The 13,234-nt window shown below is 45.5% G+C and carries 15 protein-coding genes; 8 read left to right on the top strand and 7 right to left on the bottom strand.

Translation table 11 applies throughout. The features are described 5' to 3' along the window. Positions 1-33: 33 nt before the first annotated feature. From nagA to NDI33_RS01525, 4 genes are all read left to right on the top strand, one after another. Positions 34-1,308 (top strand): N-acetylglucosamine-6-phosphate deacetylase, encoded by a 1,275-nt coding sequence (nagA, locus tag NDI33_RS01540; RefSeq protein ID WP_190678393.1) that lies wholly within the window; start codon positions 34-36, stop codon positions 1,306-1,308. Positions 1,309-1,419: 111 nt separating this feature from the next. Continuing rightward, positions 1,420-2,106 carry a magnesium protoporphyrin IX methyltransferase gene (gene bchM / locus NDI33_RS01535; protein WP_190678391.1) on the top strand — a complete coding sequence of 229 codons (687 nt, stop codon included), beginning with the start codon at positions 1,420-1,422 and terminating at the stop codon, positions 2,104-2,106. 41 nt (positions 2,107-2,147) lie between these two features. Continuing rightward, positions 2,148-2,570, top strand: a complete 423-nt coding sequence (locus NDI33_RS01530; RefSeq protein WP_190678389.1) for a hypothetical protein — start codon at positions 2,148-2,150, stop codon at positions 2,568-2,570. A gap of 17 nt (positions 2,571-2,587) precedes the next feature. Next, positions 2,588-2,962 (top strand): DUF423 domain-containing protein, encoded by a 375-nt coding sequence (locus tag NDI33_RS01525; RefSeq protein WP_190534835.1) that lies wholly within the window; start codon positions 2,588-2,590, stop codon positions 2,960-2,962. On the opposite strand, the gene NDI33_RS01520 is transcribed toward NDI33_RS01525, so the two are convergent. The 5 genes from NDI33_RS01520 to NDI33_RS01500 form a co-directional block, all read right to left on the bottom strand. After that, positions 2,959-3,579 carry a dual specificity protein phosphatase family protein gene (locus NDI33_RS01520; protein ID WP_190678387.1) on the bottom strand — a complete coding sequence of 207 codons (621 nt, stop codon included), beginning with the start codon at positions 3,577-3,579 and terminating at the stop codon, positions 2,959-2,961. The two genes, NDI33_RS01525 and NDI33_RS01520, sit on opposite strands and share 4 nt — an antisense overlap. Positions 3,580-4,089: 510 nt before the next feature. Continuing rightward, complete coding sequence (locus NDI33_RS01515; RefSeq protein ID WP_190678385.1) at positions 4,090-4,854, bottom strand: nucleotidyltransferase domain-containing protein; 765 nt, start codon at positions 4,852-4,854, stop codon at positions 4,090-4,092. Between the two features lie 277 nt (positions 4,855-5,131). Beyond that, on the bottom strand, positions 5,132-5,494 hold the full coding sequence (locus NDI33_RS01510; RefSeq protein ID WP_190526948.1) for a DUF6717 family protein: 363 nt from the start codon (positions 5,492-5,494) through the stop codon (positions 5,132-5,134). 393 nt (positions 5,495-5,887) lie between these two features. Beyond that, positions 5,888-6,823, bottom strand: a complete 936-nt coding sequence (locus tag NDI33_RS01505) for a nucleotidyltransferase domain-containing protein (RefSeq protein WP_190678383.1) — start codon at positions 6,821-6,823, stop codon at positions 5,888-5,890. Between the two features lie 32 nt (positions 6,824-6,855). Continuing rightward, positions 6,856-7,023 (bottom strand): hypothetical protein, encoded by a 168-nt coding sequence (locus NDI33_RS01500; protein ID WP_190526749.1) that lies wholly within the window; start codon positions 7,021-7,023, stop codon positions 6,856-6,858. Between the two features lie 123 nt (positions 7,024-7,146). Here NDI33_RS01500 and egtC point away from each other — a divergent pair, with 123 nt between their 5' ends. The 3 genes from egtC to egtD all read left to right on the top strand — a co-directional run bounded on the left by egtC (position 7,147) and on the right by egtD (position 10,759). After that, the gene (egtC, locus tag NDI33_RS01495) at positions 7,147-7,935 is read left to right on the top strand and encodes an ergothioneine biosynthesis protein EgtC (protein ID WP_190678381.1); all 789 of its coding nucleotides are present in this window, start codon (positions 7,147-7,149) and stop codon (positions 7,933-7,935) included. Next, complete coding sequence (locus tag NDI33_RS01490) at positions 7,925-9,214, top strand: SUMF1/EgtB/PvdO family nonheme iron enzyme (protein ID WP_347275947.1); 1,290 nt, start codon at positions 7,925-7,927, stop codon at positions 9,212-9,214. Before egtC ends, NDI33_RS01490 begins: the two co-directional genes overlap by 11 nt. Positions 9,215-9,709: 495 nt before the next feature. After that, positions 9,710-10,759, top strand: coding sequence for an L-histidine N(alpha)-methyltransferase (gene egtD / locus NDI33_RS01485; RefSeq protein ID WP_190678379.1), 1,050 nt, complete (start codon positions 9,710-9,712; stop codon positions 10,757-10,759). 289 nt (positions 10,760-11,048) lie between these two features. On the opposite strand, the gene NDI33_RS01480 is transcribed toward egtD, so the two are convergent. Beyond that, entirely contained in the window at positions 11,049-11,720 is a 672-nt protein-coding gene (locus NDI33_RS01480; protein ID WP_190678377.1) for a DUF4214 domain-containing protein, read from the bottom strand. A gap of 572 nt (positions 11,721-12,292) precedes the next feature. On the opposite strand from NDI33_RS01480, the gene NDI33_RS01475 reads away from it, so the two are divergent. Next, a complete protein-coding gene (locus NDI33_RS01475) occupies positions 12,293-12,529 on the top strand; it encodes a hypothetical protein (protein ID WP_190411381.1) in 237 nt (78 codons plus the stop codon). Positions 12,530-12,733: 204 nt separating this feature from the next. On the opposite strand, the gene NDI33_RS01470 is transcribed toward NDI33_RS01475, so the two are convergent. Next, the gene (locus tag NDI33_RS01470) at positions 12,734-12,952 is read right to left on the bottom strand and encodes a hypothetical protein (protein WP_190411380.1); all 219 of its coding nucleotides are present in this window, start codon (positions 12,950-12,952) and stop codon (positions 12,734-12,736) included. Positions 12,953-13,234: the final 282 nt, after the last annotated feature.

Raw genomic sequence — 13,234 nt, 5'->3', positions numbered from 1 at the left:
CTGCTCGAATTTAGGTATCTTGTCGCAAAAGTGATGACAGACGCAACAACGCTATCCATGAGTGTCCCAATCGTGATTCGCAATGCTCGATTCCGAGGCTACGAAAGCTTACAGCAGATTTGGATTCATCAGGGCAGGATTGAGCAAATTCTGTCAATGGACACTGTATTCAAAATGGTTCCACCTGCGGATTTGCAAGTGCTGGATGTAGAGGGAGATTGGGTGTCGCTGGGTGGTGTCGATTTGCAGATTAATGGGGCGTTGGGATTGGCATTTCCAGAATTGAATCTGGAAAATTGCGATAAGCTACCGGAAATTTGTAAATTTCTATGGAATCAGGGCGTTGATGGATTTTTACCAACCATCGTTACAACATCGGTTGAGAACATTCAGCGATCGCTCTCCATTTTCTCTAATTTTGCCGCTTCCCAGCACCAAGATCGAACCACTGCCGCAATTTTGGGAGTGCATTTGGAAGGGCCATTTCTCAATCCCCAGAAACGAGGCGCACACCCTGCCGAGTACCTATTGCCGCTAACGATTGACAACGTGAAACGGGTTTTGGGGAACTATGCGGGGATAGTGAAAGTGATTACTTTGGCACCAGAATTAGATCCAACTGGGGAAGCGATCGCATATTTGCGAAGTCTTGGTATCACCGTCAGTTTGGGACACTCCCAAGCCACTGAAGCCGAAGCGCAGCAAGCTTTTAAACTGGGGGCGTCGATGGTGACTCATGCCTTCAATGCCATGCCGGGATTACATCACCGCGAACCCGGCTTATTGGGAGCCGCTCTGGTTCATCCAGCCGTACACTGTGGTTTAATTGCCGATGGTCAGCACGTCTCGCAGACGATGATTCAGCTGCTGCTACGCGCCAGTTCTATCCCCTTAAACCAGGGGCAGCAGGGGGCGCTATCCGAGCAAAGTCTTTTCCTAGTTAGCGACGCCTTAGCCCCCTTGGGACTCCCCGATGGCATTTACCCGTGGGATACGCGGCAGATAGAAGTTAAAAACGGCACCGCCCGACTGCCAGATGGAACCTTATCGGGAACAACATTACCGCTGCTAGTCGGAGTGCAAAATCTAGTCCGTTGGGGGATTTGTGAAGTCGAGACAGCGATCGCGCTTGCCACAGAATCCCCCCGTCGCGCCATCGGGTTGCTCAAAGAACCGTCAAAACGCGATCGCCAAAAAAACAACAAAACTAGCCCCTACCTCAGCCAGCCCGCTCATCAACTACTGCGCTGGCATCTAGACGAATCAACGAATGGACTCACCTGGCAGCGCTTATTACCCAATCCCTAAAATAAGCAATGCCTCTCCTCTTCCTCTCTTCCTCTGCGTTCTCCGCGTCCTCTGCGGTTCGTATAAATGGTAAGTTTAACCGTTGGGAACACTTCGATAAAATCCAATTTCATGAACGCAGCAGACGATAAAACAATTGTCAAAGACTATTTCAACTCCACCGGCTTCGATCGCTGGAGACGCATTTACGGCGATGGTGAAGTTAATAAAGTCCAACTAGACATCCGCGAAGGACATCAGCAGACAGTCGATACCGTACTTAGCTGGCTGAAAGCCGATGACAATCTCGCCACCCTATCCATCTGTGATGCGGGTTGTGGCGTCGGTAGCCTCAGCATCCCCCTCGCCGAAGCGGGTGCCAAAGTCTATGCCAGCGATATCTCCGAAAAAATGGTCGGAGAGGCTAAGGAAAGAGCCGAGGCAGTTCTAGGCAACGCGAGCAATCCTACTTTCACCGTGCAGGATTTAGAAACATTGAGCGGCAAATATCACACCGTGATTTGCTTAGATGTTCTCATTCACTATCCTCAAGACAAAGCCGCCGAGATGATTTCCCATCTCACTTCTATGGCAGAATCTCGGATAATTCTCAGCTTTGCGCCGAAAACTTTAGCCCTCAGTTTGCTCAAAAAAATTGGTAGTTTCTTCCCCGGTGCCAGCAAAGCCACTCGTGCTTATTTGCACCGAGAAGCTGATATCGTCAAAATTCTAGAAAGTAATGGTTTTTCGATTCAGCGGCAAGGAATGACGAAGACTCGATTTTACTTTTCTCGCATACTGGAAGCCACGCGAAAGTAAGGTTAAGATCGCGGCTGTATTGACAACATCAGCTGGGCACCATGAAGCTCATCAAAAAACTGTCTGCGGGCTTGCTACTAACATTCGGCGGTATTTTGCTAATGATTCCGCTCATTGTTTTTGCCATGCCGAATCCGAATGCTAGCCCGGAGGATAAACAGGAAGATGGAGACGCAGCCATCGGGGGTCTAGTTTTAGGACTCCCAGCGGTAGCCCTTGGAGGTTGGCTGGTGTGGGGATTGCGGAAACAACACTCGAAAGAAACAAGCGATCGCCTCCAGTCTACCTTTTATCAGCTACTGAAAGAAAGCGATGGAAATATCACCACTTTACAGTTTGCGATGGAGGCGAAGCTAACAGCTGCGGAGGCAAAGCAGTATTTAGATGATAGAGCTAAAGAATACGATGCTAACTTTAAAGTAAGTGAGGAAGGAGGAATTTCTTATTACTTCCTGTTGAGATAAGAGTAGTTGAAATTATGATGACGCAGATTTTTTTATGCATCGCATCTATTTTAGGCGGATTGTCCGTCGCTGCTGGTGCTTTTGCCTCCCACGCTTTGAAAGAAAAACTCAGCGAACGGGCAGCAGAAATCTTTGAGACGGGTGCCCGTTATCAGATGTATCACGCATTAGCTTTGCTACTGGTGGCATTATTATTAAGTCGCGCCGAGGCAGCACAGTCAATCCTTGTGGCAGCTGGGTATGCCTTCATCGTTGGCGTCGTCCTTTTCTCAGGCAGTCTTTATGCTTTGAGCCTGACGGGTGTAAAGTGGTTGGGACCAATTACTCCACTAGGAGGCGTAGCCTTTATTGTGGGATGGGGTTGTTTAGCAGTTGCTGCATTCAGATTTTAAATAGTTAGCCTTTTCAGCAAGTCCCGCTGAGCTTTACTAAACTCAATTCCAGAACGTTTATTCTTGATCAGTGCTTCTGCTTGGTTCGCATTATTCACAAGCCCCTTGGCAACAAGTGTAGCAGCAACAACTGTTGCTGAACGTCCATGCCCAAGGGCACAGTGAATATAAATATTTCCCTGCCATGCACAGATTTTATTAACCAATTTTTGGAATACTTGATAATCTGGCACAGACGCATCTAATGTAGGAACGCAGATATAATATCTTCCTGAAAGAACGTTTTTGGGTTCTGGGAATTCGGCTGTTAAATCAACTATTAAGCTGATATTAGCGGGCAATTCCTTAGCAAATACTCTACGACCCAGCCAGATGCCAGGTACTATCTCGTTACAGCATTCCTCTTTCTCAATCAGTCTTTGAAGATACCAGCTTATCCAGGTTAATAATAAGTAGGGCATTAATAAGCATATATTCAGCCATCCCATCGTTCCATCTGACCGTTTTCCAAATACTTTAGCTCCCAACCATCCGTATGCTGCTCCTACTGCAATAAAACTAACACCAATCCATAGAATTAGCCATCTAGCATTACCAAATCTCAAGCCAAATGCCATTAGGTAAATACCACTCAGAAAAAATATTAAACTATACTTCATTATTTGTTGGCAATAGATGCCATTCTCAACAGCACTAATAGATTATTCAGTCAAAAACTTGTTAATTTTATATTTCGTTACCTCAAGCCAACCTACGCTTACTTGTACAAACTATCAGACTCGTAATATTTGTCATACTCTGGACCTGATGCATCTTCCCAAGGTCTACTATTCACAGATTTGTATCGCGCCCCGCAGTTTTCGCAGCGGTAAAAGCTGCGAGAAGGTTGACGAGTAGGCATAATCAACGAATAACACTTTAGCTTCCGCTTCCTACAAGTTGGGCATCGGATACCAATCAATTGAATCAGCCAGCCCAACCCAGCACTAATCAAAATTGCTAGTGGAAAGGCAAGAATTACACCGATAATAAAGATGAAATTATCCAAATATTTCCTGGAAAGCCAAGAATTACACCGATAATAAAAGTGCTAACATAATCAGCCAATAAGATGCCATCAATTACCTCTAATTATTAGTAAAAGACGCTAGGCGCAACCGCACCAGTAAATCGTTCAGCGCATCTTTACTAGATGGGGATTCGGGCAGGTGACTACTTTGACTAGCTTTCTCTAATTCGCCGCGCAAACGCTCAAATTCCCTTTGATGAAATGCTATATCAGCATCTTCCAAAACAGATTTTTCTGCTCCTGCTAGCTTTCGTTCAATCAAGTCGGGAATGTAAGGCAATTTAAAGACTTCATTTAAGTGAACCAAATTCGCTTCTACAACACCCGTTCGCATCAAATGAATGCTAGTTAATAGCACTCGATAAACATACAGTAACGGCTTAACACGATGCGGATTCTCTTTCTCAAAAAGTCGCCATTGTGTATTTGCGAAGCCGAGATAATGGTGAGAGTGGTGGCGGGTGATGCAACCTTTGGCAATTTCTTTTAATTCTTCATGTTCTGGTGTCGTGTGGAGAATTAGCGGTGAATATAGCTGCTCTAATACATAACCGTTCTTTTTAAGAAGTAGCGAAAAGAACTTTTTGACATCGTGAGTTACAAGGTCAATTTCCAGCTTGTCCCGTACTTCTGAAACTTCTATCGTTTCACGCCCAATATCTAATCCAACTACCTCCGACACTGGCAGAATGTGTGACCCGCGCAAGTCATAATCAGAATCGGGAGATGGAAAGCCATACAGATGTGCGCCGCTGGTTGTTGCGAACAAAAGCGGATAAGGTTGCTCAGAAATGACTGGGAGTAGTAGCTGTGCTATTACCATAATTTATTAATGGGTATTGCCGATAGTTAAGAAGTAAGCTTATAGTATGAATCAACTGCTACAAAATCCGGGTAAATACACCCTTAAACTACTCAAATCGTGGTTTAAGGGTGTTTTTTAGCTGAGTTAAGGTTTCAGGATTGACAGAAGAAAGAGCTATCGCATTGAGAAAAGATATGCAATATGTCATTTAAACATTAGTTGAGCTTCACTGCCGTCCAATCCAACCTACTAATGGTTCATGATTCGTTGCTCTCTCCTAGGAACCTCTTTTTGATTACCCATTCGCTTGCTCGTGAAGCTTTTCCGCTTTGCAGTAGAGTTTCCTCGGTGCTTCATTGAAGTATTTAAATAAAGCGGGACATAACCATCCTTCCTTGTTATTTAACTCCCAGCGATACCAATTGCCACCATACTCTTCTCTTACCAAAGTTAGTTCCGCCTGATATCCGGGAAATGGGTTTCCTGAGAACAAAAGCTTAAAACCTTTCTCAGCATTGGGAATCTCTTTAACCAGAAGATCGATCATCTCAGGAATCCCGCTGACAAAAGGCTCTCGTACAAGTCCGACACGCTCATCATCAAACACCCAAGTGTGTTCGTAGCGATAGGGGAAAATCACCATCATTGCGTTAGACATTGGTTCAGCCTTGCAATAGATTTTATGTAGCGTTACAGGGAAATATTTAAACAATGCTGGACTTAGCCAGCCTTCTAAATTTTTGGCTTCCCAGCGATACCAGTTACCGCCGTACTGTTCTCTCACCCAAACCAGTTCTGCCTGATACTCTGAAAAACCGATTGGAGAAAACAAGAGTTTAAAACCTTGAGCAGCATTGGGAATATCTTGAACCAGACTGTCAATGATTGCAGGCATCCCGCTGACAAAGGGTTCGCGGATAAGTCCGGCTGGCTCATAGTCAAATACCCAATAGTCTTCATGACGATAGGGAAAAATTACCATCATTGCATTAGGTATCATCTGAATTTCCTCTTTTTTTTTGACGTCTTTAACATCTTTGAAATTCAATTTCTAAACCATACTTCGACGTGCTTTAATCAAAAAAGCATTTGCCTTTTCATAATCCGGACGTTCTGGCAGCGATGTTGTGGCAAAGGCGTCATCAAACTGGCGATGCAAGCTGAGCCGCCAAGCGTTAACTTCCTCCCAAGGCATCTCCCCGTTGCGGATAGCCAGCAGTTGTTGTCGGTGTTCTTCGACGCGAACTGGGACAAAACCCTCTTGCAGCACGGTGATGCCCGACAACAACAGGCGGATTAGATGCATCGCGTGCTTCCACTTAAATTCCCCCTTTGTACGGATATCTTGTTCAAGTTTTTTGAACTGTGACATCACATATCCGTTATATGTCTGGTAAACTAACTGAGAGAGAAAAATAGACCGAATTCCTAACAATTCTTCAGCCAGGGGCATCACCATTTCTACACCTGGTGTGTAGAGGCACTCTAAGACATTCGGATTTGCTTTGAGTGCCAAGGTCAAAAATTTCTGGAGTTCCCAGTAACACTCCTCGTTCTCTTTATTTTCTAACTGCTCCGGAATCCCGTAGAGTGACCACTGGATATCGGCAGGTGGTAAGTAAATGCCGCGTCGGTCAATATCAGAGTTGGAATTCTCTAAACCGTAAGCTCTAGAACCGACGATACAGCGGTAAATAACATACTCGTAAAGGTCAAAATCGGCAAGAACAGCTCCTGGTAGTAGCAGACCTTCTTGTTGCCAAGATGAGCGGATGGTGAGTTCTGAGCGCCGTAGAGACGCTTCTCCCCCGTCTGGAAACTGCACGCGATAGGCGTGGGAGTTGTCAATGGGTGATTTGATAATAACGCCGACGGTGCCGCGCGATCGCGCAATTTCACCCGCAGCATCTTGAATCTCAACACGAGTCACTATCTGGGTTCCAACGGGCAAAATCAGATTGGGGTTAAAGGCTAAACTCTCTGACAATTATTGCTCCCCCTTTGGACTGGTATTCTCCTCTACGCTGCCATAGCCAAAGATGGCGTGTCTACAATATGAAGTATTGTCAAAAATATGAAAGCGATCGCTCTTGCATTTGCAGTATAAGTTGCTACTTTTGGCTGCGGATTCTCTTGGACGACTGATGGTTCAACAAAAATAAGCTTTTCATCTGGAACGACGTTCATCTAACGAACGTCAAACTCATCGGTTTCTCAGCAATTTCCTATCGCCAATTCACCCCAAATCTCAGCCTTTTTTAAGGTTTGGAGCTTAATCTCAACCATTAATGTAGGAGCAAACCCTAGAAAATGTGCCGTATACTTGGCTACCTCGGTTCGCCTATTCTACTGGACTGCCTTTTGTCCAAACCGGAACACTCGCTGATTGTCCAAAGCTATGAACCCCGCGAGATGACCTCTGGTGTCGTTAGTGCCGATGGCTTTGGAATTGGCTGGTATCACGCCCAAAAAGAGACCGATCCCTTTATCTACAAAAATTTGCTGCCCATTTGGGGGGATACGAATGTCTCCAACCTCAGCCGTTATATCGAGTCGGGATGCGTCCTTGCCAATGTTCGCAGCGCTACTACTGGTCAGTCAGTAGATTTAAGTAACTGCCAGCCGTTTCGTTCCGAGCGTCTCTTGTTCACACACAATGGTGCGATCAAAAACTTTCGCAAGACACTGTATAAACCGATTCGGAGCCGACTAAGCGATGAAATTTACCAATCTATTGACGGCACGACAGACTCCGAGCATATGTTTGCCTTATTCCTGAATGAATTGGCATCTGATCCTGGGATGAGCTTGGAAAAAGCACTTTACAAAACGTTGATGACTTTAACCGAGTTAGCTGATGCTTACCACACACCAATCTCTGCCAACATAATTGTCACAGATGGACATCGGATGGTTGCCTCGCGCTTTGCTCAGGGAACAAATGTTCCCTCACTGTATTGGCTGCGGGACGATCCTATCTTTCCAGAAGCAGTAGCGATCGCATCTGAACCATTGTTTACTGGCAACTGGATCGGGTTCCCCGAACAAAGCATGATTAGTGTGGGAGAAAACCTTGAAGTTCAAATCCATCAACTCTGAAGTAGCCAGAGCGAGTACCCTTGATGAGCGGCGGCAACAAATCAAACAATCGATGCAGCGCTGCCGCGCCGGTACTTTAGCACTATTTGAAGGCATCAACTACGACACCTTCTGTCGTCAGGTGCATCCCGACTTTAGCCCGATTGGCTGGCATTTAGGGCACATTGCCTACACCGAGGCTTTGTGGCTGCTGGTTCGTACTGCGGGTAAAACGCTCGAACTTCCCTTTGGAAAGGGGGGACAAGAGATCGCCCATTATCAACGCTTATTTGCGGCTGATGGCTTACCCAAAATGCAACGGGTTTATTTACCCCTGCTCACTGAAATTCGCTGCTATCTGCACGCAGTCAGAGAACAGGTATTCGATTACCTGGAAGTCGCGCCTTTAGATGAGCAAGAACGTCTTTGGCGCTGGTTAATCCAGCATGAGAGCCAGCATAGTGAAACTATCTCTTTCGTGCTGCAATTACAGCGTCGAGACGCCCAATTCCACGGAGGAAGTCGTGCTAACCTACCGGAAACGTGCAATCACCCCATCTTAAAGGAGATGGTTGAAATTGCGGCGGGTGAGTTTGAGATGGGCAACGAATCCATCGAAGCTTTAGACAACGAGCGTCCAGTTCACCGAGTTTACTTGGATACCTACTGGATTGACCGTTATCCCGTCACTTGCGGACAGTACCGGGCGTTTATGGAAGCGGGAGGATATCAAAATGCCCGATGGTGGACAGAAGCTGGGTGGAAATGGCTGCAAGAAAATCCCGTGAATCAGCCCCTATACTGGGCACCTGACACAGCTTGGGATAATCATCCAGTCTGCGGCGTTTCCGGGTACGAGGCACAAGCGTATGCCCGATTTGTGGGGAAGCGACTGCCAACCGAGGCAGAGTGGGAAAAAGCAGCCAGTTGGGATGCGATCGCACTGTGTCGCCGCACATATCCCTGGGGCGAGGCGGAGTTAGATGCCCTGCGATGTAACCACGACAACTCAGCGGGGCAAACGACACCCGTAAATGCTTATCCCTCTGGGCAGAGTGCCTATGGTTGCTACGATATGCTCGGCAATGTCTGGGAGTGGACTTCTACCTGCTTTGATGGCTATGACGGTTTTGTCAGTTACCCTTACGTTGGTTATTCCAAGACTTATTTTGATGGAGAGCATCAGGTATTGAGAGGTGGTAGCTGGGCGACTCGTCCCGCCGCTTTGCGCTCTAGCTTCCGTAACTGGTATTATCCGAGCGTCCGTCAGATTTTGTCTGGATTTCGCTGTGCGAAGTAGCTATATCTATAGCGGTTTTCATTCAAGTGCAATAACTCGGAACCTCACCCCTAGCCCCTCTCAGTGAACGGAGAGGGGAGAATATTGAACTTCTCTGGGTAAATGGGGAAGAGCTGGGTGGGGTTAAACCGTACTGCATCCAATCGGTATTTCTCCCTCTAATTGATGGGAGCTAGGGGAATCTGACCGAATTTGCTTGACTCGATTCCCCCAACCCCCGATAAATTAGGAGCTAAGAAATAGTGGTACATGGCGTTTCAATCATGTATCAACACAGCCCGATTTTTTATTTACTGAAATAAGCTGCCGATTTATCAGGAAAATGTATAACAAGTAGCCTGAGTCTAAATACATCTAGCTCAGGCATGATTTTATTCAATATAGCTTTGTGTTTCACTAGCTGACGGTTATAGCCAACTATTTTGACCCTCGCGATCGCGTAAAAGCGGATGCCGCAATGATTCGGCTGTTCGCGCCCACACAAACGGAGGATAAATGACAATTTCTAAAACTGCAAGCGCTAAAACTGCTTCCCAATCTACGATAGAAAAACGCTTGCAGATAGAGCATCTACTCAGCGCCACGGCACAGTTACAAAATCAAGAAATTGACGGAACTGATGTTGTTAAGGGTTTAAGTGAGACTCCCAAATCTCTGACGCCGCGCTATTTCTACGATGACAAAGGCTCCCAACTATTTGAGCAAATTTGTGAGTTACCTGAATATTATCTAACGCGCACAGAAACAGCTATTTTACAAAAGTGCGCGGGTGAAATTGCTCAGTTGACGGGGGAAAGCGAACTGGTAGAACTGGGAAGCGGTAGCTCAACAAAAACCCGGATTCTGCTAGATGCCTACCAAGAAATCGGCTACCCACTGCGCTATCTGCCAATTGACGTGAGTGCTGGCATTTTAGAAAGTAGTGCCAGGGAATTGCTAGTTGATTATCCCTCCCTCCAGGTTCACGCTTTAGCCAGCACTTATGAATTGGCATTGACACGACTGGCACCGACGCAATTGCCTAGTCGAACGATCTGTTTTTTGGGTAGCACCTTGGGTAATTTAAATCCCCAAGAATGCGATCGCTTCTTCACCCAAATTGCCGAGGCTCTGGAAGTGGGTGAGTATTTCTTACTCGGAATAGACCGGCAAAAACCAAAACATTTGTTGGATGCAGCCTATAACGATAGCCAAGGCGTGACCGCTGCGTTTAATCTGAATATCCTGCACCACCTGAATCGGCGCTTTGATGGCAATTTTGACCCTTCTCAGTTTGAACACTGGGCGTTTTATAACGAATCCGAGCATCAAATTGAGATGCATCTGCGGAGTATGCGATCGCAAACTGTCACACTTAACGCCCTCAATTTAACGATTGAATTTGAAAGCGGCGAGACTATCCTAACGGAAATTTCTCGCAAATTTAACCTCGACGCCCTGCAACAGGAACTTCAGACAAGAGGTTTAAAAACACTCCAAATTTGGAGCGATCCGAATCAGTGGTTTAGTTTATTGCTTTGTCAACTACAACCGCCTACCAGTTGAAAGCAGAACAGTGGAACCCCTCCCCTAACCCCTCCTCGTCAACGGAGAAGGGAACATGAATTGAGGGGAGAGAGATTTTCATAGGTTAGGAAACGCCAGGAAACCTAACACCTGCATGGTTTACAAAGAAAGCTAACCCATCCTACAAATAATTAATCCCGCTTATTTCATCACCCACATCATTGCTCGCTTGTCTAAAAGTTGTGAGCAAGCAATTCAGATCCCCAACTTCGATAGAGAAGTCGGGGATCTTGTCTTCACAAATCATTTAGGGTCGCTAGAGAAAAGTTTATTGACCTCTTCTCGATCTAGCTTCTCGACTTCTAGAAATATCCTGACGGACTCGATTGAGCGACCAACCATCTGCTAAACGTCTTTTGTAGGTTCTTAATCCTTCACGATCGGCATTACGACCTAGCTCAGTTTGATAAAGTCGGTTAATCGCTTGTTCTGCTTCTGAACTATCAGCAATGTCACGACGGACTTTCTCCAGTGACCAACCGGATTCTACCCGTTGTCTATACATCCTCAGTCCACGATTATCCGCCTGACGACCTAACACATTTTGATAAATCCGATTAATGCTGTTGTAAACGTTTGACCGATTGCGGCGATAGTCATAACTGCCATCCCGGCGATCGCGTCGATAGTCATAATCGTCGTTACGGCGATCGCGTCGATAGTCATAATCGTCATTCCGGCGATCGCGTCGATAGTCATAATCGTCGTTACGGCGATCGCGTCGATAGTCATCATCTCGGTCATAATCGTCTTGCCTTGACGACTCTCCTCGATCCCAACAAATCCCCAAAAAACAGGTTTGCTCCCTCCGTCCTCTGTCAGGCTCAGCAGCCGCAGGATTTGCTGATAGGACGACTGGAGCAATTATCAGTGCAGATAATACAGTAACCGTAGCAGCAGATCTGAGAGAGCGTGCTGTGGTGTGCATTCCAATTTTCATAATTTTCCCCTCAAGGAAATTTAAAAGTCAGAGAATATTTTTCTTTGTGGCATATATTCGCTCTATTTTCCGGGTCTCAACTTCCTACGATGGAATAACCCAATTGGGTGAGATCGGTTAAATTTCGCCAGAGAAATTTTCCTCGAAACAAGCCAAGGTCGAGTTCAGAGAACCGCCTTAAGACAACTGGAAAATCTCTAGCATAGCGATCGCGCGGATACCGGATTAAGCTAGATAAATAAATACGATCGCAAATCGTCTAATTTTGTTCCCGCTGCTAACCCTAAAATTGGGAAAAGGCGAGCTTTTCAACTGGACAAGGAACGACAGCCAGATGAGAGCGATCGCATCCGGTTAGCAGATAGTAATCCTTCTGTTAAATTCCAACGGTTTAGATCCCCGATTTCTCTCTCGAAGTCGGGGATCTCTCATTCAGAAATCATTTAGGATTGCTAGATAAAGGCAGACCCAATGAAACAGCAAAAAATAACGACCGATTTTGTGTAGAACTTTTACTTCTCAAAACTTTATCAGTTCAGTATTATCTATTCCTCTGACTGGAGAAAATCTCAATGCCGAAAGCCAGCATTTGTGTTAATGCCAAAACACCCGAACAAGAGTTAGTTAAGGAATGGATTAAGAAGTGGAAAGGCAAGATCCGATATTTGTCCAATAACGAAGGGTGCGGCTGCTGTATTGACCTGTATCAGGTAGATGCTCCAGCCGAGGTACTGAATGAACTACCCGCAAAAGTCTTTGCCTCTAGTGAATGGTCAAATTGGTCGCCAAAGTCGCGAACAACTCGCTAACAGGCGCTACCAAAGACCGGCTTATGGTAGTAGATGACCCTAATCATTAGTGCAATCGTCGATTTTTAATTCCTACTACTTGGTAGCGAATAGACCAATGGAGATAAGGAATAATTTTCTTTTTCAAAAGTCAATAATTTCAGAGAGAGTCGCAGTAATTACGATTAAAAAAGGTACCGAATAATCAAGATTTACATTCAGAAGCTAAAATTCATTAACCAGCGCCAGACGTCCCCGACGAACCGCATAAAGCATTCGGTTCAGCAAAAGTTGTTCATCTTCGCTGAGAGAATTTTCAAGCAGTGCTGTTCTGAGTACGCAACGGTCTGTAATTGTTATCTGACCTGATTCAGCAACTTTGGCAGATAAGTCAATGATTGCAGACGGTAAAAGACAGGCTTGAGAAAAAATCGAAGAATTCATGGTTAAGATTGCTGCTATTTGATACTCAGGTTATTGGTTCATAACAGCACCTAACTCAATCTATAGCTAGAGATTTAATATAATTTAGATTACAGCTCAAGATAGAAGTTTAGTATTTGCACAAAACTTTGAATCACCCCTTTTGAGCAGGAATCGAGTTTTTTGTTACTGAAGAAACTGAAGAAGTGAGAGCAAACGAACACTTTGCTAAATTTGTCAAGGATTTTGTCTTGTGAGTTGAGCGATCGCGCCTGTCGGAAATTGAAACAGTCAAGATTCTCC

It is taken from the genome of Trichocoleus sp. DQ-A1, from assembly GCF_039961955.1.
GTDB lineage: Bacteria > Cyanobacteriota > Cyanobacteriia > Cyanobacteriales > FACHB-T130 > FACHB-T130.
Note: the sequence above shows the minus strand (reverse complement) of the source record. Positions and strands in the feature narration are given on the sequence as shown.